This is a genomic window from Geodermatophilus sp. SYSU D00705, from assembly GCF_054050135.1.
In genome coordinates this window covers 24,285-42,794 of record NZ_JBJGYT010000035.1, presented here as the reverse complement: position 1 = coordinate 42,794, position 18,510 = coordinate 24,285, and the positions used below count along the sequence as shown (strand labels likewise).

The window sequence follows — 18,510 nt, the reverse complement described above, 5'->3', positions numbered from 1 at the left end:
GCGGTCCCGCGGCCCCCCGCGGGACCGCCCCGGCGACTCAGCGCGAGGCGCCGGCCCGCCGCTTGTTGTAGACGTCGAAGGCCACGGCGAGGAGCAGGACCAGGCCCTTGACCACCGACTGGATGGACTGGTCGATGCCCATGAGCTGCATGCCGTTGCTCATCACGGCCATGATCAGACCGCCGACCATGGCGCCGACGACCGTGCCGACACCACCGGTGACGGCCGCACCGCCGATGAAGCACGCGGCGATCGCGTCGAGCTCGAACATGTTGCCCGCGCTGGGCTGGGCGCCGTTGGACCGCGACGAGAAGACGATGCCCGCGACCGCGGCCAGGAAGCCCATGTTGACGAAGATCCAGAAGTTGACCGCCCGGACCTTGACGCCGGACAGCGTCGCGGCGGCCAGGTTGCCGCCGATCGCGTACACCTGGCGCCCGAACACGGTGCGCTTGGTGATGACGCCGTAGGTGATGATCAGCACGGCCAGGATGATCAGCACGATCGGCAGGCCGCGGGCGTGCGCCAGCTGCCAGGCGAACCACATGACCACCGCGCCGACGAGGACGATCCTGGCGACGAACAGCGGGAAGCTCTCCACCGGCTGCTGGTACTTGATCCGGGCCAGGCGGGTGCGGAAGCTGCTGAACGCGTAGCCCGCGACGGCGATCGCGCCGATGAGCAGGGTGAACGCGTCGTAGCCGTTGCCGCCGATGAGCCCGTTGAGGAAGCCGCTGGCGATGCGGCCGTACCCGGGCGGGAACGGCGAGAGCGAGATGTTGTCGAGCACCTGCAGCGTGAGCCCGCGGAACAGCAGCATGCCGGCGAGGGTCACGATGAACGCGGGGATGCCGACGTAGGCGACCCAGAAGCCCTGCCAGGCGCCGATGGCGAGGCCGACCGCGATCGCGGCCAGCGCACCGGCCCACCACGGCATGCCCTGGCGGATGACCAGGACGGCGGAGACCGCCCCGGTGAGCGCGACCACCGACCCGACGGACAGGTCGATGTGCCCGGCGATGATCACGATCACCATGCCGATGGCCAGGATCAGGATGTAGCTGTACTGCAGGACGATGTTCGTGACGTTGCCGGGGCTCAGCGAGGTGCCGCCGGTCAGCACCGCGAACAGCGCGACGATGACCACGAAGGCCACGTAGATGCCGCTCTGGCGCAGGTTGCTCGTGAGCAGGGTGCGGACGTTGCTGGTCCCGGTGTGCAGCGCGACAGCGGGGGCGACGTCCTTGGGAGCCGTGGCGGTCTGGGCCTCCGGGTCCGACGAGGGGGGAACGGTCCTGGTCATGCCGCGAGCTCCTTCTCCTTGGTCATGAGCTCCATCAGGTTCTCCTGGGTTGCCTGCCCGACGGGCATCTCGCCGGTGATCCGGCCCGCCGACAGCGTGTAGATCCGGTCGCTGATGCCCAGCAGCTCGGGCAGCTCGGAGGAGATGACCAGCACCGCCTTACCGGCGGCGACCAGCCGGTTGATGATCGTGTAGATCTCGTACTTCGCCCCCACGTCGATGCCGCGGGTGGGCTCGTCGAGGATGAGCACCTCGGGGTCGGTGTACAGCCACTTGGACAGCACGACCTTCTGCTGGTTGCCACCGGAGAGCTTCCCGACGACCGACGTCACGCTGGGCGCCTTCACGTTCATGCTCTTCCGGTAGCCCTCGGCGACCTTGATCTCCTCGTTGCCGTTGACGAAGCCCTTGGTGGCGAGCTTGTTCAGGGCGGCGGCGGAGACGTTGCGCCGGATGTCCTCGATCAGGTTGAGGCCGTAGTGCTTGCGGTCCTCGGTGGCGTAGGCGATCCCCGCGTCGATCGCCTCGGCGACGTTCTTCGGCCGGACCTCCTTGCCGTGCACGAACATCCGTCCGGTGATGTTCCGCCCGTAGGCCCGCCCGAAGATGCTCATGGCCAGCTCGGTGCGCCCGGCGCCCATCAGGCCCGCGATGCCGACGACCTCGCCGGCGCGGACGGTGAAGGTGGCGCCGTCGACGATCTTGCGGTCCTGCGTGGGGTGCCAGACGGTCCAGTCCTCGACGCGCAGCACCTCCTCGCCGGGGTGCGACTCGCGCTCGGGGTAGTAGCTGTCCAGGTCGCGGCCGACCATCCCCCGGATGATCCGCTCCTGGGTGACCTCGCCGGCGTGCAGGCTCAGCGTCTCCACAGTCTTGCCGTCGCGGATGACGGTCACGTTGTCGGAGACCGCGGTGATCTCGTTCAGCTTGTGCGAGATCATGATGCAGGTGATCCCGCGCTCGCGGAGGCGCCGCAGCAGGTCGAGCAGGTGCGCGGAGTCGTTGTCGTTGAGCGCCGCCGTCGGCTCGTCGAGGATCAGCAGCCGCACGTCCTTGGACAGCGCCTTGGCGATCTCCACCAGCTGCTGCTTGCCGACGCCGAGCTGGCCGACCGGCGTGACCGGGTTCTCCGCCAGGCCCACGGACCGGAGCAGCTCGGCGGCCTCGGCGTTGGCCTTGTTCCAGTCGATCAGCCCGCCGCGGCCGCGGCGCTCGTTGCCGAGGAAGATGTTCTCGGCGATCGACAGGTAGGGCACCAGGGCGAGCTCCTGGTGGATGATCACGATGCCGACGTGCTCGCTGTCGCGGATGCCGTTGAAGCGGACCGGCTGACCGTCGTAGATGATCTCGCCGTCGTAGTCGCCGGCCGGGTAGACGCCGGAGAGCACCTTCATCAGCGTCGACTTGCCGGCGCCGTTCTCGCCGCAGATGGCGTGGATCTCGCCGCGGCGGACCTTCAGGTTCACGTCCGACAGCGCCTTCACGCCGGGGAACGTCTTGGTGATGGAGCGCATCTCGAGGATGTGGTCGTCCATGGGACCTCGTCGTCCTGTCGTCGGTGCGCACCGAGCGCGCCCGCGGATGGTGGAGAGTGTGCGCCACCCCCGCACGGGGTGGCAGGTCGGACGGGACGGATGTCCCGGGGGCCGGCCGGGCCCGGCAGCGACCGCTGCCGAGCCCGGCCGGGGCTCAGGTGACGGAGGTCAGTCCGCCTGGCCGGCGGCGACCTCTTCCTGCGTCCAGTACTCGGAGTCGATCAGGACCGACTGGATGTCGTCGGCGAAGACCGTCTCGACCGGGAGCAGGTACGACGGGACGACCTTGACGCCGTTGTCGTAGGTCTCGGTGTCGTTGGCCTCGGGCTCGTTCCCCTCGGCGAACGCCGAGGCGGCGGCGACGGCCTGCTCGGCCAGCAGACGGGTGTCCTTGAAGATCGTGGAGCTCTGGACCCCGTCGGCGATCAGCTTGACCGAGGCGATCTCGGCGTCCTGACCGGTGACGATCGGCATCGGGTTGGCGGCGTCGAGGGTCGGGCCGTACCCGGCGTTCTGCAGGGCGGTGATGATGCCGCGCGAGATGCCGTCGTAGGGCGAGAGGACGCCGTCGACGCGCGAGCCGTCGTTGTAGGTGGAGGTCAGCAGGTCCTCCATGCGCCGCTGGGCGGTCTCCTGCTGCCAGCGCAGGATCGCGGCCTGCTCGATGTCGGTCTGGCCCGACTTCACGACCAGAGTGCCGTCGTCGATCTTCGGCTGCAGGACCGACATCGCGCCGTTGAAGAAGAAGAAGGCGTTGTTGTCGTCCAGCGAGCCGGCGAACAGCTCGATGTTGAACGGCCCGGTGGCGGTGCCCGGCGAGCCGTCGGCGTTGAGCAGGCCGAGGCCGGTCAGGAGCGCGTTGCCCTGGGCCACACCGACGGCGAAGTTGTCGAACGTGACGTAGAAGTCGACGTTCTCACTGTCGCGGATCAGCCGGTCGTAGGCGATGACCGGGATGTTGTTCGACGCCGCGTTCTCCAGCTGGCCCGCGAGCGCGGTGCCGTCGATCGCCGCGATGACGAGGATGTCGGCACCCTCGGTGATCATCTGGTCGATCTGCTGCGACTGGGTCGGGATGTCGTCGTTGGCGTACTGCAGGTCGACGGTGTACCCCTCTCCCTCCAGCTGCTCCTTGACGTTGTTGCCGTCGGCGATCCAGCGCTCGGAGGTCTGGGTCGGCATCGAGACACCGATCGTCAGGTCCTCCGCGTCGCCGCCGCTGCCGGCGCCTCCGCTGCCCCCGGCGCCCTCGCCGCCGCAGGCCGCCAGCGAGAGCGCGAGCACCGCGCTCGCGGCGGTCAATCCGAGCCTTGTCCGCACTGCCATCTCCTCCTCGAGACGTCTGCCCGCCGAGAACCCCGGCGCTCAGGCTCGCCCCGGGGCGAGCGCATAAGTGTGAGCGCTAACAAGCGCAGTGCGTCAACTCCTGGCCGCCAAGAAACCGTCACGTTCTCGTAACGTCGCCGTCGTTCGGGCGCACTCTGTCGGGATGGCGTCGCAGCGCGTCGCGACGACCCTTACCCTCCGGTAACTTCGCGCCGCCTCACGACACCGAGCGGCTCGCCCGGACCGGGGCTGACGCGCGAGATCGGCGGTCTCGTGGCGATCAGCCGCTGATGGTCACGAGATCGCCGATCTCGGCGCGGGGAGAGCCCGTCCACCCCCGCAAGGCAACCGTGCCCCGCCCACCGGGGTGGACGGGGCACGGGGTCGCGAAGGGGCCGCCCGGGCGGGCGGCGGGCGGTCAGCGCAGGGTGATCTGGCGGGAGAGCAGGCCCGCGCGGGCCCGGCGCTCGTCGGAGGTGAGCGGGTCGGTGACGGCCAGCGCCTGCTCCAGTCGCTCCCCGAACTCCCGGGCCGGGCCGGCCCACTCGGCGGCCGGGGCGTCGGCCGGCAGGTCCCACACCGGGACGACGAGCCCGTGGGCACGGAAGGCGCCGGCGTACCGGGTGCTCTCCCCGAGGGTGATCTGCTCGGCGGCGCGCAGCCTGGCCAGGGCGTCGAGCAGCGGCTCCTCGGCCTCCGGGCGGACCCAGCGCAGGTGCGCCCGCTCGCCCCCGGGCCGCACCCAGTAGGCCGCGCCGAGGCCGGGCAGCAGCTCGGTGGGCAGCACGGCGGCGTTGGCCTGCTCCAGCCCGGCCCTCGCGGCGGGCCCGGCGTCGGTGCCCTCCAGCCAGAACCCGAAGTCGGCGTGCACGGTCACCTCGAGCGGCGCGTCGAGGTCGAGCAGCTCCTGCAGCCGGGGCCCCGCCGAGCCGGCGCCACCGATCGGACCGGGCTCGACCGGCGCACCCTTCGGCGCCTCGAGCGCCGCGGCCAGCGCCGTCCCGAGGTCGCGGCTGACGTCGTCGGAGGAGGCCTGCAGCTGGACGCCGAGCAGGATCTCCCCGTTGGCCCGCACCAGCGCCGGGGCGCCGCCGGGCAGCACGCTGGCCAGGGTGACCTCCCGGCCGTCGGCGGTCTTCAGCGGCGCGGTCGCCGCGGGCACCAGCTCGCGCAGGGCCACCCAGTGCGGCTCGCCGGGCAGCCCCTCGAACGGGCGGGTGACCGGCGGGGCGTAGCCGGAGCCGTGGCAGTGCTTGTACCGGCGGCCGGAGCCGCAGGGGCAGGGCGCCTTGGGGTTGACACCGCCGTCGGTGGCGGCGGGGGCAGCGGAGCGCTTGCGGGTCGCGGAGCGGGCCATGGGGACGAGCCTAGGTGGGTGCTCACTGCGGCCCTTCTAGGCTCCGGAGGGTGACCAGCACCGCCCCCCTGCTCGACCTCACCGACCCCGACGTCGTCGCCGACCCCTACCCGGCCTTCGCCCGGGCGCGCGCGGCCGCACCGGTCCAGTGGCACGAGGAGCTGGGCCTGTGGCTCGCCTTCGGCCACGCGGAGGCCAACGCCGTCCTGCGCGACCGCCGGCTGGGCCGGATCTGGCGGGACAGGGAGCCGGCCGAGCGGTTCGGCGACTTCAACCTCATCCACCGCAACGCCATCCTCGAGATGGAGCCCCCGGACCACACCCGGCTGCGGCGGCTGATCAGCACCGCGTTCGCCCGTGGCCACGTGGAGCGGCTGCGGCCGTGGGTGGAGGAGCTGGCCGGCCGGCTGGTCGACGGGCTGGTGGAGCGCTCCGGCGGGTCCGAGCCGGTCGACGTCCTCTCGGGCATGGCCGAGCAGCTGCCCGTCGACGTCATCGCGGAGCTCCTGGGCGTGCCGGACGCCGACCGGCCGCTGCTGCGCCCGTGGTCCAACGCCATCGTGAAGATGTACGAGTACGGGCGGACGACGGCCGTCGAGGAGGCCGCGGAGCGCGCCGCCGGCGAGTTCGTCGCCTACCTGCGCGAGCTGGCCGCCGACCGCCGTCAGCACCTCGGCGACGACCTGGTCAGCCACCTGGTCACGGTGCGCGACACCGAGGGCGACCGGCTCACCGAGGACGAGCTGGTCACCACCTGCATCCTGCTGCTCAACGCCGGCCACGAGGCGACGGTCAACGTCACCGGCAACGGCCTGCTCGCCCTGCTGCGCCACCCGGACCAGCTGGCCCGGCTGCGCGCGGACCGGGCGCTGCTGCCGACGGCGATCGAGGAGCTCATGCGCTTCGACTCGCCCCTGCAGCTGTTCGAGCGGACCGCCACCGAGGACGTCGAGATCGCCGGGGTGACCGTCCGCGAGGGGCAGAAGATCGCCGCGCTGCTGGGTTCGGCCAACCACGACCCCGCCGTGTTCGCCGACCCGGAGACCCTCGACGTCGGCCGCACCGACAACCCGCACATCACCTTCGGCGCCGGCGTCCACTTCTGCATCGGCGCGCCGCTGGCCCGGGTCGAGCTGCAGGCCTCGTTCGGCGCGCTGCTCGACCGCACCGCACGGCTGGAGCTCGGCGGCGAGCCGGTGCGGCGTCCGGAGTTCGTGATCCGCGGCCTGGCGCGGCTGCCCGTCGTCCTCGGCCGCTGACGCACTCGGCGCCCGGGCCGAGGCGGGACCCCTGACGGCTCGGTGCCGCCTGCCACGCGGTACACCGCGAGGACGGCGACCACACCGCGAGGTGGGTGACCGTCGCGCCGCCCCCTCCCCGCCCGAGCGGTAGAACGTGGGCCAGGTCACTGGCACGATCCAGACCATGCGTGGGCTGATGCAGGACTACCCCCTGACCATCGATGCGATCTTCCGGCACGTCGAGCAGCACTACGGCGACGGGACGATCGCCACGGCCGGGCCGGGCGGCACCACGCGGACGACGTACGCGGAGTGGGCGCAGCGCACCCGGAAGCTGGGCGGGGTGCTCGACACCCTCGGCATCAGCGCCGACGGCCGGGTGGGCACGTTCGGCTGGAACAGCCAGCGCCACCTGGAGCTGTACTTCGCCGCGCCGTCCACCGGCCGGGTGCTGCACACCCTCAACATCCGGCTGTTCCCCGAGCAGCTGACCTACATCGCCAACCACGCCGAGGACGAGGTCGTCTTCGTCGACCGCACCGTGCTGCCACTGCTGTGGCCGCTGATCGACACGATGAAGACGGTCAGGCAGGTCGTGGTCATGGACGACGGCGGCTCCAACGAGATCCCGGACGACCCGCGGGTGCTCGACTACGAGGCGCTGCTGGCCGAGGCGCAGCCGGTCGACTTCCACGTCGAGGACGAGTGGCGCGCGGCGTCGATGTGCTACACGAGCGGTACCACGGGCAACCCGAAGGGCGTCGTCTACAGCCACCGCTCGACCTGGCTGCACACCATGGGGGTGATGGCGCCCAACGCCTTCGGCCTCGGCATCCAGGACGTCGCCATGCCGGTCGTGCCGATGTTCCACGCCAACGCCTGGGGCATCGCGCAGGCCGCGCCCGCCGCCGGCGCCTCGCTGGTCATGCCGGGCCCGATGATGCAGCCCGAGGCGCTCGCGAACCTCATCGTCGAGGAGGGCGTCACCTTCACCGCCGGCGTCCCGACGATCTGGCAGGGCGTGCTGCCGCACCTGGCCGGCCGGTCGCACCGGCTGCGGGAGATCGGGTGCGGCGGATCGGCGGTGCCGCGGGCGCTGAGCGAGGCCTACCGCGAGCAGGTCGGCCTGCCGATCCTGCAGGCGTGGGGCATGACCGAGACCCACCCGGTGGCGTCGTCGGGCATCCTGCCCCGCCGCTACGCCGACGCCGACGACGACACCAAGGCCAGCCAGCGGGCGCGCGCGGGCATCCCGTTCCTCGGTGTGGAGGCGCGCATCGTCGACGCCGAGACGTTCGAGCCGCAGCCGTGGGACGACGAGGCCACCGGAGAGCTGCAGGTGCGCGGGCCGTGGTGCGCGCAGGACTACTACAACCCCGACGCCGGCGTGGAGCTGTCGACGCCGGACGGCTGGATGAGGACCGGCGACGTCGCCGCGATGGACGAGTACGGCTCGATCCGCATCGCCGACCGCACCAAGGACCTCATCAAGTCCGGCGGTGAGTGGATCAGCTCGGTCGACCTCGAGAACGCGATCATGAGCCACCCGAAGGTCAAGGAGGCCGCGGTCGTCGGCATCCCGCACCCGAAGTGGGACGAGCGTCCGCTGGCCTGCGTCGTCCTCAAGGAGGGCGAGGAGATGAGCGCCGACGAGGTGCTCGAGCACCTCAAGCCGCAGGTGGCCAAGTGGTGGCTGCCGGACGCGGTGACGTTCATCGACGAGGTGCCCAAGACCAGCGTCGGCAAGTTCTCCAAGAAGGACCTGCGCGCCCGCTTCGCGGAGTTCCCGCTCGAGGGCCGGTAGCGGTCCGCTCCTCGCTCGCCGGCGCTGCTCCCGCGGCTGTCAGCGCACGAAGGGCGGCCGGCCGGTCTCGCTCACCATCGGCCGGCCGGCCGCCTCCCACTCGCCCATGCCGCCGCCGACGTTCACCGCGTCGAAGCCGTTGGCGTTCAGCCACGCGGCGACCCGCGCCGAGCGGCCCCCGCCCCGGCAGGCGATGTACAGCGGATCGCCCTCGGGCAGGTCGTCGAGACGGGACGGCACCTCGCCCATCGGGATGTGCGTCGCACCCTCGATGTGCCCGTGCACCCACTCGTCGTCCTCACGGACGTCGAGGACGACGGCGTCCTCGGGGAGCTCGCTGGCGGAGACGGTCGGGACCTGCTGCGGCATCACGCACCCCATCGTGACACGCGGCCACGGAGTGCCGGGCTGCGAGGATGGGCCGCGATGAGCACCGACGCCACCGCCCCCGTGCGGGACCCCGCCTGGGCCCTGTCCCGCTCCGCGATCGGGTTGTGGGTCGTCGAGGGCGTGCTCGGCGCGCTGTTCTACGGGGCGCTGGTCACCGCCTTCGTGCTGTTCGTCCCGGTCGGCGGCCCGGTGCCGGTGCTGCGCTGGGTGCTGTCGACGCTGGTGGCCGGCTACGCCGTGGTGGCGATCGGCATCCGGCCGTGGTTCCGCCACCGCGTGCACCGGTGGGAGGTCACCGAGGAGGCGGTCTACACCCTCACCGGCTGGCTCACCCGCACCTGGACGCTGGTGCCGGTCTCGCGCATCCAGACCGTCGACGTCACCCGCGGCGTGCTGCAGCAGCTGTTCGGCCTGGCCACCGTCGCGGTGCTCACCGCCTCCAGCCAGGGCACCGTGCGGGTCTGGCACCTGGAGGCCGACGTCGCCGCCCGGGTCGCCGACGACCTCGCCCGGCGCGCGGAGCTGGTCCGCGACGAGGCGACGTGAGCGGACAGGAGCGCGAGCATCGCGGCGAGGAACGAGCGAGGAGCGGAGCGCTCCGCGGCGGCGAGCCGGAGGGCACCGTGAGCGGACCCCCGGCTCCGGCGCCGCCCGGCCGGCGGACCTCGCCGTGGATCGTGGCCGTGCACACCGCCACCTTCCGGCAGGCCCGGCAGCTGGTGCCGGTGCTGATCCCCGTCGTCGCGGTCACCGGTCTGGACGACGGGTTGACCACGGTCGTCGTCCTGGCCGCGGCGATCACCGCGCTCTCGCTGGCGGCCGCCGTCCTCAGCTGGTGGCGGTTCAGCTACGCCGACGGGCCCACCGCGGTGGTCGTGACCCGCGGGCTGCTGGCCCGCTCGGTGCGGACGGTGCCCAACGACCGCATCCGCGGCGTGGAGGTCGAGACGCCGCCGCTGCACCGGGTGTTCGGGCTGGTGCGCGTGCGCATCGACGCCGCGGCCGGCGCGGTGGGCGTCAACGGCGAGGAGGTCGTCGTCGACGGCGTCCCGCGGGCCGAGGGCGACCGGCTGCGCGCGACGCTGCTGGCCCGCCGGGGCGCCGCACCGGCCGGCGTCCCCGCACCGGCGGACGGCGTCGCCGAGGAGGTCCTCGAGGAGGAGTTCGCCCGCTTCGACAACCGCTGGCTGCTGTACGCCCCGCTGGTCGGCAGCTACCTCGTCGTGCCGATGGCCGCCGTCGGCACGCTGTTCCGGTTCCTCGACGAGCTGCCCGACTCGCTGGTCCCCGAGCTCGACGGCCCCGACCTCTCCGACGTCCAGCTGCTGGTGGTCGCCGCGGTGCTCGCGGTCGTGCTGCTGGCGCTCGCCGCGGTGGTCGGCGCCGCGCTGGTCAACTGGCGATTCCGGCTGGTGCGGCGCGGCGCCACGCTGGTCGCCGTCCGCGGGCTGCTCACCCGGCGGCACACCGAGCTCGAGGTCGACCGCATCCGCGGGGGCACCCTCAGCGAGGGCCTCGGCATGCGCTGGGTGCGCGCCGCTCGGGTCAACGCGCTGGTCACCGGCCTCGGCCAGGCGAACCGGCGGGGGCAGCTGCTGCCGCTGGGCCCGCGCACGGAGGCCGAGGCACTGCTGCGCCGCCTGGTCGACGAGCCCGGACCGCTGGTCGCCCACCCGCCCGCGGCGCGGCGCCGACGGCTGGTCCGCGCGGTGCTCAGCGGCCTGCTGCTGACCGCCACCGGGGCCGTCGCCACGGCCACGCTCGGCTGGTGGTGGCTGCTCGCCGCCGGCGGAGTGCTCACCGCCCTCGGCGTCCCCATGGGGATCGGCCGCTACCACTCGCTCGGGCACGCGGCGGGCCCCCGCACGTTCAGCGTGCGCAGCGGCTGGCTGGTGCGCGAGCAGGCGGTGCTGCAGCGGCGGGCCGTCGTGGGGTGGCAGGTCCGGCAGAGCGTCTTCCAGCGCCGGCAGGGGGTGGCCACGGTCGTGGCGTGCGTCGGCGCGGGCAGCGGTGGCTACGCGGCCGTCGACATGGCCGCCGACGACGTCGCCGGCTTCACCGCGGCCGCGTCGTCGGGGACGTGGGCGCGGACCCTGCGCGCGTGAGCAGCCCGGTGGCGGCGTCCGGGCTGCCGGACGCCAGCAGGCCGGCCGCGGCCAGCACGTAACGCCGGTCCACGAGCACCTCCGCGTCGGCCAGGACGCCGCCGGCTCCCCCGCGGTCGGCGGCGATCCGTGTGATCGCGGCGGCCAGCGCGGCGGGGTCCGCACGCCGGAAGACCCCGCCGGAGAGGACGACGAGGCCGCAGGTCCGCGCGCCCGCGCCGCCCGGGCCGTACGCCGCCTCGGCGCGCAGGTGCCGGCGCAGCGCGATCGTGGCCGCCGCGGCGCCCAGGTCGAGCGGGGCGTCACCGGGGACCGGCACCTGCTCGGCGGCCGCGGCCGCGCGCAGCGCTCCGACGCTCGCCTCGACGCCGAGGTCGCCCTCCACCGTGCGGCGGGCGGCCGGGACGCCGACCGCCTCGCGGCCGAGCGTCGCCTGCTCGGCGTCCGGGTCGGGCACGCAGTACACGTCGGTGGTGGCGCCGCCGACGTCCACCACCACCACGCCCGGCGCCGGTCCCCCGGACCGCGTCGCCGCCAGCACGCCCACCCCGGCGAGCACCGCGTCGGGGGTCACCGTGCGCACCCACTCCCGGAGCCGGGGGTCGGTCGAGAGCCGGTCCCCGCCGATGACGTGCCGGAGGAAGACCTCCCGGATCGCCGCCCGCGCCGGCTCGGGCGCCAGCCGGCCGATGTCGGGCAGCACGTTGTCGGTCACGGTCACGGGCCGCCCGCCGGCCCGGAGCACCGCGGCGACCTCGTCGCGGACGGCGGCGTTGCCCGCCAGGACCACCGGGACGGACCGCGGAAGGACCCCGCTGCCCCCCAGCACTCGCAGACTCGCACCGGGACCCTGCAGCGGAGCCGATGAGGCGAGGACCGCCGCGTTGTGCCGCAGCACCGAGGCCTCCCCGCCGTCCGTGCCGCCGACCAGGAGGACGACGTCGGGGTCGGCCGCCGCCAGCCGCGCCACCGCCTCGCCGGTCAGCCGCCCGGCCGCCACGTGCACCACGCGGGCACCGGCCGACAGCGCCGCCCGGTGCCCGGCCTCGGCACTGATCAGCTCCTCGTAGCCGACCACCGCCAGCCGCAACCCGCCGCCGGCGCTGGAGCAGGCGAGCACCGGCGCCTCGGGGAAGCCGGCGGTCGCGGCGAGCACCCCGCGGACGACGTCCCCCCGGTCGGTGGGCGCCTGGGCGGTGGCGAGGAGGTCGCCGCGGGGCAGCCCCACCAGCGCGGCCTTCGTCCAGGTCGAGCCGATGTCGACGCAGGCGACGGCGCTCATGCCCGGTGCAGCCCGGCCGCGGCGGCGCCCGCGGTGAGCGCCTCCAGCCCGAACGCCTGCACCGGCCCGAGCGCGCCGGTGCCCCGCAGGCCGTGCTCGGCGGCCTGCGTGGCTCCCCAGGCCAGCAGCTCGGCGGTCAGGCCGTAGGGCTCCGGGCCGGCGAGCTCCACCCGGCTCAGCACCGCGCCGCCGGCGTCCCGGACCTCGGCGACGGTGCGGGTCCGCGCCTCGGCGAGGGTGCGCTCCGACGGGGCCTCCCCCACGCGGGCGCCCACCAGCGCGGCCAGCTGCTGGGCGCCGCGGCGGACCAGCGGCAGCCGCCCGGCCAGCGGCCCCAGCGGGGCCAGCTGGTGGGCGATCGGGGTCAGCGCGCCGAACCAGTCCAGGTACACGCCGACCTCGCGCAGCCCCGGGGCGAGCCCCGGCAGGGTCAGGTGCTCGGAGCCGCCGGCCGACAGACCACGGCGGGGCCGCCCGGCGGCCTCGAACCGCCACAGCCGCCGGCCGGCCGCCTCCTCCTCCAGCCGCCCGCCGGTGAACGCGAACCCGGGCTCGAGCAGCACGCCGGCCAGCGAGACGAGCGTGCCGCGGGAGAACGCCTGCCCGGAGGTGCCGTCGAGCGCGTACCCGACGTCGACGCGGTGCGCCCGGTCGCCGGCCTCCACCAGCGCCAGCGCGCCGGCGAGCGTGCCCGGCACGTAGTCCAGGCCGAAGGCGGGGACCAGGCCGGCGCCGGTGGCTGCGGCCCGCGGCCCGGCGTCGTCGAACACCCGGCGGACGAACGGCGGCTCGCCGGTGGAGTCGAGGTACGCCGCGCCGGCGTCGACGGCGGCCTCGACCGCCGCCCCGCCGAGCCGGAGGAACGGGCCCACGGTGCTGACCAGCACGTCCCCGGTGCCGAGCAGCGCCCGTACGGATGCCGGGTCGGTGACGTCGGCCCGCGCGGTCTCCAGCCCGCCGAGCCGGCCGGCCAGCGCTGCGAGCCGGACGGGGTCGCGCCCGGCGAGCACGGGGCGGGCGCCGCGGGCGGCGAGGGCCTCCGCCGTGCGGGATCCGGTGTAGCCGGTGGCACCGAGGAGGACGATCCGCGCGCTCACCGGCCCGACCCTAGCCACGCGTGGCGAGCGAGGTGGTCGGGTAGCGGTGCCCTCATGCACCCGTGGCCGGTTGCCAATGCAACTCACCGTTGCGGGCGACCGGCGCCCCTGTCCAGGTTCACCCGGCCGGCCAGCGCGGCCGCCTCCACCCGGGTGGCGACGCCGAGACTGCGCAGCAGGTGGGCCACCAGCCGCTTGGCGGTGCGCTCGGAGACGTGCAGCGTGGTGGCGATCTCCATGGTGCTGGCGCCGTCGGCGACCAGCCGCCACAGCCGTCGCTCGTCGGCGGTCAGGCGCTCGGCGAGGCCCTTCTCGCCGGTCGGGGCAGCGTCCTCGAGCAGCCGGCGCAGCAGGTCCTCCGGCACGACCGACCAGCCGTCGAGGACGGCGAGCAGCGGCCGGACGAGCGCCTCGGGATCGGCGGTCTTGGGCAGGAAGCCGGCCGCGCCCGCGCGCAGCGCCTCGATGGCCCCGTCGGCCTCGGCCAGCCCCGACATCGCCACGACCCGGACCATCGGATCGGCCCGGCGCACCGCGGCGATCGCCCGCGTCCCGCCCGGCGGGGGCATGTGCAGGTCGATCACGGCGACGTCGGCGTGGTGCCGGCGGACCAGCGCGGCTGCCGCGGAGGCGTCATCCGTCGTCCCCGCGACCCTCACCCGCCCGTCACTCACCTCGGGCAGCAGCAGAGCCAGCCCGCGGCTGAACAGCGGGTGGTCGTCGACGAGCACGACGTCGACGGGTCGGCGCTCAGCCCCGGCGTCGGTCAACCGGATCCCCCCACACGGTCACTGCGCTCCGGTGCGCTGCTGACCGGACCGCACGTCGGAGGTGCCCATGACCCTGGCCGCCAACCCATCGACGCGTCCCCACCCCCGGCTGCTCGCCGACCTGCTCCACCGTGTGCACGCGCACCTGCGCCGGCCACGGCCCGAGGTCCCGGACGAGCGGGCACCCAGTCCCGAGGACGCCGTCGTCCGGGCGCTGTGCCACGACATGCGCACCCCGCTGGCCTCCCTGGAGGCGGCGCTCGGTTCGCTCGGGAGCGCGTCGGCGGACCCGGTCGAGCTGCTGGAGCTGGCCCGCGCCCAGACCGCGCACCTGTCGTCGATGCTGCGCACGGCGGCGGCCACCGGCGGGGCGGTCTCCCGCGGCCGCGGCGCCCGCGCACTGGGCGACGTCGTCCGCGTCTCCGTCACGACCGCCGGCCTGCCCGAGCGGCAGCTCACGGTGCGGTTCGGCGGAGGAGCGGAGGACGTCGCGGTGGCCGACGCCCGCGTCCAGCGGATCCTGGTCAACCTGCTGGAGAACGCCCACCGCCACGGGGACGGTGCCCCGGTGCGGCTGGCGGTCACGCGGCGGCCCGGCTGGGTCGACCTCGCCCTCACCCAGGCCGTCGCCCGGCCCGAGCGGCTGATCGGCCACCTCCGCACCGAGCTGCCGCCGCCGGACCTGACCGGCCTCGGCCTGTGGTCGGTGCGGCGGCAGAGCCGGGAACTCGGCGGGCGTGTGGTGTGGGACGTCGGTGGCCGGTCGCTCACGCTGACCGTGCAGCTGCCCGACCGCTGAGGCCCCGGCAGGTGTCCCCACGGGACGCCGTCGATTGGCACGCGGGGGCCACCGCTCGGCACGGGCGGGCCACCGGGCGCGGGCAGGTCCCTGGTGTCCCGCACGAGCGGGGACGCGACGACGCCAGGGAGAACACGCGCATGTTCACGCACACCCACGCCCTGCAGTACGAGGCCAAGCCCGACGGCCCCGACCCGGACTTCGCCCGCAAGATGCAGGAGGTGCTGGGCGGTCAGTGGGGCGAGATGACCGTCGCCACGCAGTACCTGCTGCAGGGCTGGAACTGCCGGCTGCCCGGCAAGTACAAGGACCTGCTCCTCGCCATCGGCACCGAGGAGCTGGCGCACGTCGAGATGATCGTGACGATGATCGACCGGCTGCTCGACCACATCCCGCTCAAGCCGGACGCCGCCGACCGCACCAAGGAGGCCGCCGCCGGGTACGGGCAGCACAACCCGCAGCACCCGATCGTCAACGGCGCCGGCGCCTCCTACATGGACAGCATGGGCAACCCCTGGACCGGCGCCTACGTCACCGCCAGCGGCAACCTCATGGCCGACTTCATGTACAACGCGACCGCCGAGATGCAGGGTCGGCTGCAGGTGGCCCGGCTCTACAACATGACCGACGACCCCGGCGTCAAGGACCTGCTGCGGTTCCTCATCACCCGCGACCACTACCACCAGCAGCAGTGGCTGGCCGCCATCGAGGAGCTCAAGGACGACGGGCTCGAGGGCATCCCGGTGCCCGAGGCGTTCCCGCTGGAGGAGGAGGTCGCCGACCTCGGTTACACCTTCATCGACGCCTCCGACGGTCCGGAGGCGGCCGCGGGTCGCTGGGCGTCCGGCCCGTCCGTCGACGGCCGCGGCCAGTTCTCCGCGCGGCCGATCGAGGCCACCGCCGACGCGCCGATCCTGCCCCCGGGTGACCCGCGGCTGTTCCCGACGCCCCAGCAGCCGGGGCAGTCGATGCTGCAGAAGGCCAAGGACCTGCTCAAGTAGGCCGGCTCACCCGTCCCGTCCTGCGCCGTCGCCGTGCCGGTGACCGGGTCCCCCACGACCCGGTCACCGGCCGGCGGGACGCCTCCACCCGCCCCCGGAGGGAGCACCGTGCACCTGCACCTCCCCGCCGTCCTGCTGACGGTGGTCTACGCCGCGGCCGTCGCCGTCGCGGTCACCGCGCCCGGCGAGCACGCCGTGGCCGGTCTCGTCGTCCTCGCCGGCCTCGTCACCCGCTGGGCCGTCCGGCACCGCCGCGCCGGGGTCGCGCCCGCTCCGGCCGCCCCCGGCGTCGACGCCGTCCTGGCACCCGACACCGCCCCGGCCCGGGCCGCCGCCTGAACCGCGCGAGGCGCGCGCCCCCACCCGGGGACGCGCGCCTCGGCTCAGGCCCCCGTGCAGGGCCCCCGCCGCGAGCCTGCGAGCGGTGGGGGGCACGGGGTCCTTCCTCAGTGCTGGACGGCCTTCTCCGCGCCGATCCCGGTGAGCGCCCGCACCTCGAGCTCCGCCCACTTCTCCTCGTTCGGGCGCTCCTTGGACAGGACGGTGCCCAGCCAGCCGAGGAAGAACGACAGCGGGATGGAGACGATGCCCGGGTTGGAGAGCGGGAACCAGGAGAAGTCGACGCCCTGGATCAGCGAGGTGCTCTTGCCGGTCGCCTCGACGATCGGCGCCCCCGACACCACCGGCGAGAAGATGATCAGGACGATGCAGGCGATCAGCCCGCCGTACATCGACCACAGCGCGCCCTGGGTGGTGAAGCGCTTCCAGAACAGCGTGTAGAGGATGGTCGGCAGGTTCGCCGAGGCGGCGACGGCGAAGGCCAGCGCCACGAGGAAGGCGATGTTCAGGCCGGCCTGCAGCGCCAGGATGCCCAGCCCGATGGCGATCGCGCCGATGACGACGGCGGTGATGCGGGCGACCCGCACCTCGCCGTTGGGCGGCACCTTGCCCTTCTTGATCACCGACGCGTAGACGTCGTGCGCGAAGGACGCCGACGCGGTGATCGTCAGGCCGGCGACGACGGCGAGGATCGTGGCGAAGGCGACGCCGGCGATGATGCCCAGCAGCACGGTGCCACCGAGCTCGAAGGCCAGGAGCGGGGCCGCGGAGTTCACCGCACCCGGGGCGCCGAGGATCCGCTCCGGGCCGACGAGCGCACCCGCGCCGTAGCCGATCACCAGGCTGAACAGGTAGAAGATGCCGATCAGCCAGATCGCCCAGACCACCGAGCGGCGGGCGTCCTTCGCCGTCGGCACGGTGTAGAAGCGCATGAGCACGTGCGGCAGGCCCGCCGTCCCCAGCACCAGGGCCAGGCCGAGGGAGACGAAGTCCAGCTTCGAGGTCCCGGTCGCGCCGTACTGCGCACCGGGCGCCAGCACGTCGCGGCCCTCGACGGCGTTGTCCACCGAGGCCCCGAGCAGCGCGGACAGGTTGAACCCGAACTGCGCCAGCACCCACAGCGTCATGACCAGGGCGCCGGCGATGAGCAGCGAGGCCTTGATGATCTGCACGTACGTGGTGCCGCGCATGCCGCCGACGAGCACGTAGATGATCATCAGCGCGCCCACCAGGACGACGACCAGCGCCTGCGCCGCCTCGCCGGTGACGCCGAGCAGGAGGGTCACCAGCCCGCCCGCGCCGGACATCTGGGCCAGCAGGTAGAACAGCGACACCGCGAGGGTGGAGATCGCCGCCGCCGTCCGCACCGGCCCCTGCCGCATCCGGAAGGCGAGCACGTCGGCCATGGTGAAGCGCGCGGTGTTGCGCATCAGCTCGGCGACCAGCAGCAGCGCCACCAGCCAGGCGACGAGGAAGCCGATCGAGTAGAGGAACCCGTCGTAGCCGAAGACGGCGATGGCGCCGGCGATGCCGAGGAACGAGGCCGCCGACAGGTAGTCGCCGGCGATGGCCAGCCCGTTCTGGGTGCCGCTGATGTTGCGGCCGGCCGCGTAGTAGTCCGCGGCGCTCTTGTTGGTGCGGCTGGCCCGGAAGGTGATGACCAGGGTGATGGCGACGAAGACCCCGAAGATCGCGATGTTGATCGCCGGGTTGCCGATCGTCCCGCTGTCGGCGGCGAGCACGTCAACGATCACGGGTGACCTCCCCGCCCACCGACGCGTCCCGGTGGCGGGCGTAGTCGTGGTGCTCCAGCCGCTCCCGCATCTCGTCGGCGATCGGGTCGGTGCGCCGGTCGGCGTGGGCGACGTAGAGGTGCGTGATGACGAAGGTCGTCACGAACTGCGCGAGGCCCAGCACGATCCCCAGGTTGACGTTGCCGAACACCGGGGTGGACATGAAGCCCGGCGCGTAGGTCGAGAGCAGCACGTAGAGCAGGTACCAGGCCAGGAAGGCCACGGTCATCGGGAACGCGAACCGACGGAACCGCCGCTTCAGCTCGGCGAACTCGGGTGAGTTCTGGGCCTCGCGGTACTCCTCCGGTGTGAGCAGCCTGCGTTCTGCGGGTGGTGTCACGGTGCGTCCTCCCCTGTGGGACCGGTGA

At 73.8% G+C, this 18,510-nt stretch carries 17 protein-coding genes; 7 read left to right on the top strand and 10 right to left on the bottom strand.

Going from position 1 to position 18,510, the window contains the following annotated elements:
- Nucleotides 1-37: 37 nt before the first annotated feature.
- The 4 genes from mmsB to ACI78Q_RS20245 all read right to left on the bottom strand — a co-directional run bounded on the left by mmsB (nt 38) and on the right by ACI78Q_RS20245 (nt 5,521).
- Nucleotides 38-1,303 (bottom strand): multiple monosaccharide ABC transporter permease, encoded by a 1,266-nt coding sequence (gene mmsB, locus ACI78Q_RS20260; protein WP_456925251.1) that lies wholly within the window; start codon nt 1,301-1,303, stop codon nt 38-40.
- Nucleotides 1,300-2,838, bottom strand: coding sequence for a multiple monosaccharide ABC transporter ATP-binding protein (mmsA, locus tag ACI78Q_RS20255; protein WP_456925250.1), 1,539 nt, complete (start codon nt 2,836-2,838; stop codon nt 1,300-1,302). Before mmsA ends, mmsB begins: the two co-directional genes overlap by 4 nt.
- A gap of 168 nt (nt 2,839-3,006) precedes the next feature.
- Entirely contained in the window at nt 3,007-4,164 is a 1,158-nt protein-coding gene (chvE, locus tag ACI78Q_RS20250) for a multiple monosaccharide ABC transporter substrate-binding protein (RefSeq protein ID WP_456925249.1), read from the bottom strand.
- A gap of 418 nt (nt 4,165-4,582) precedes the next feature.
- The gene (locus ACI78Q_RS20245) at nt 4,583-5,521 is read right to left on the bottom strand and encodes a DUF5926 family protein (protein WP_456925248.1); all 939 of its coding nucleotides are present in this window, start codon (nt 5,519-5,521) and stop codon (nt 4,583-4,585) included.
- A 50-nt stretch (nt 5,522-5,571) separates the two neighbouring features.
- Between ACI78Q_RS20245 and ACI78Q_RS20240 the strand changes: the two genes are divergently transcribed.
- Nucleotides 5,572-6,780, top strand: a complete 1,209-nt coding sequence (locus tag ACI78Q_RS20240; protein WP_456925247.1) for a cytochrome P450 — start codon at nt 5,572-5,574, stop codon at nt 6,778-6,780.
- Nucleotides 6,781-6,946: 166 nt separating this feature from the next.
- Complete coding sequence (locus ACI78Q_RS20235) at nt 6,947-8,566, top strand: long-chain fatty acid--CoA ligase (protein ID WP_456925246.1); 1,620 nt, start codon at nt 6,947-6,949, stop codon at nt 8,564-8,566.
- A 39-nt stretch (nt 8,567-8,605) separates the two neighbouring features.
- Here the strand turns inward: ACI78Q_RS20235 and ACI78Q_RS20230 are convergent, their stop codons facing one another.
- Nucleotides 8,606-8,935 (bottom strand): rhodanese-like domain-containing protein, encoded by a 330-nt coding sequence (locus ACI78Q_RS20230; protein WP_456925245.1) that lies wholly within the window; start codon nt 8,933-8,935, stop codon nt 8,606-8,608.
- Between the two features lie 57 nt (nt 8,936-8,992).
- Here ACI78Q_RS20230 and ACI78Q_RS20225 point away from each other — a divergent pair, with 57 nt between their 5' ends.
- Both ACI78Q_RS20225 and ACI78Q_RS20220 read left to right on the top strand, forming a co-directional pair.
- On the top strand, nt 8,993-9,502 hold the full coding sequence (locus tag ACI78Q_RS20225) for a PH domain-containing protein (RefSeq protein ID WP_456925244.1): 510 nt from the start codon (nt 8,993-8,995) through the stop codon (nt 9,500-9,502).
- A 77-nt stretch (nt 9,503-9,579) separates the two neighbouring features.
- Nucleotides 9,580-11,061 carry a PH domain-containing protein gene (locus tag ACI78Q_RS20220; protein ID WP_456925243.1) on the top strand — a complete coding sequence of 494 codons (1,482 nt, stop codon included), beginning with the start codon at nt 9,580-9,582 and terminating at the stop codon, nt 11,059-11,061.
- Here ACI78Q_RS20220 and ACI78Q_RS20215 read toward each other — a convergent pair.
- The 3 genes from ACI78Q_RS20215 to ACI78Q_RS20205 all read right to left on the bottom strand — a co-directional run bounded on the left by ACI78Q_RS20215 (nt 11,012) and on the right by ACI78Q_RS20205 (nt 14,210).
- The gene (locus tag ACI78Q_RS20215; RefSeq protein ID WP_456925242.1) at nt 11,012-12,343 is read right to left on the bottom strand and encodes a glutamate mutase L; all 1,332 of its coding nucleotides are present in this window, start codon (nt 12,341-12,343) and stop codon (nt 11,012-11,014) included. The two genes, ACI78Q_RS20220 and ACI78Q_RS20215, sit on opposite strands and share 50 nt — an antisense overlap.
- Nucleotides 12,340-13,440, bottom strand: a complete 1,101-nt coding sequence (locus tag ACI78Q_RS20210) for a saccharopine dehydrogenase family protein (RefSeq protein ID WP_456925241.1) — start codon at nt 13,438-13,440, stop codon at nt 12,340-12,342. Before ACI78Q_RS20210 ends, ACI78Q_RS20215 begins: the two co-directional genes overlap by 4 nt.
- An 83-nt stretch (nt 13,441-13,523) precedes the next feature.
- Complete coding sequence (locus ACI78Q_RS20205; RefSeq protein WP_456925240.1) at nt 13,524-14,210, bottom strand: response regulator; 687 nt, start codon at nt 14,208-14,210, stop codon at nt 13,524-13,526.
- Between the two features lie 67 nt (nt 14,211-14,277).
- Between ACI78Q_RS20205 and ACI78Q_RS20200 the strand changes: the two genes are divergently transcribed.
- The 3 genes from ACI78Q_RS20200 (at nt 14,278) to ACI78Q_RS20190 (ending at nt 16,349) form a co-directional block, all read left to right on the top strand.
- Entirely contained in the window at nt 14,278-15,009 is a 732-nt protein-coding gene (locus tag ACI78Q_RS20200; protein WP_456925239.1) for a sensor histidine kinase, read from the top strand.
- A gap of 140 nt (nt 15,010-15,149) precedes the next feature.
- On the top strand, nt 15,150-16,010 hold the full coding sequence (locus ACI78Q_RS20195; protein WP_456925237.1) for a manganese catalase family protein: 861 nt from the start codon (nt 15,150-15,152) through the stop codon (nt 16,008-16,010).
- A 108-nt stretch (nt 16,011-16,118) separates the two neighbouring features.
- Nucleotides 16,119-16,349 (top strand): hypothetical protein, encoded by a 231-nt coding sequence (locus ACI78Q_RS20190; RefSeq protein ID WP_456925236.1) that lies wholly within the window; start codon nt 16,119-16,121, stop codon nt 16,347-16,349.
- A 107-nt stretch (nt 16,350-16,456) separates the two neighbouring features.
- Here ACI78Q_RS20190 and ACI78Q_RS20185 read toward each other — a convergent pair whose 3' ends face one another.
- Together ACI78Q_RS20185 and ACI78Q_RS20180 are read right to left on the bottom strand one after the other, a co-directional pair.
- Nucleotides 16,457-18,103 carry a solute symporter family protein gene (locus ACI78Q_RS20185; RefSeq protein WP_456925235.1) on the bottom strand — a complete coding sequence of 549 codons (1,647 nt, stop codon included), beginning with the start codon at nt 18,101-18,103 and terminating at the stop codon, nt 16,457-16,459.
- Nucleotides 18,093-18,482, bottom strand: coding sequence for a DUF485 domain-containing protein (locus tag ACI78Q_RS20180; protein WP_456925234.1), 390 nt, complete (start codon nt 18,480-18,482; stop codon nt 18,093-18,095). Before ACI78Q_RS20180 ends, ACI78Q_RS20185 begins: the two co-directional genes overlap by 11 nt.
- Nucleotides 18,483-18,510 lie beyond the last annotated feature (28 nt).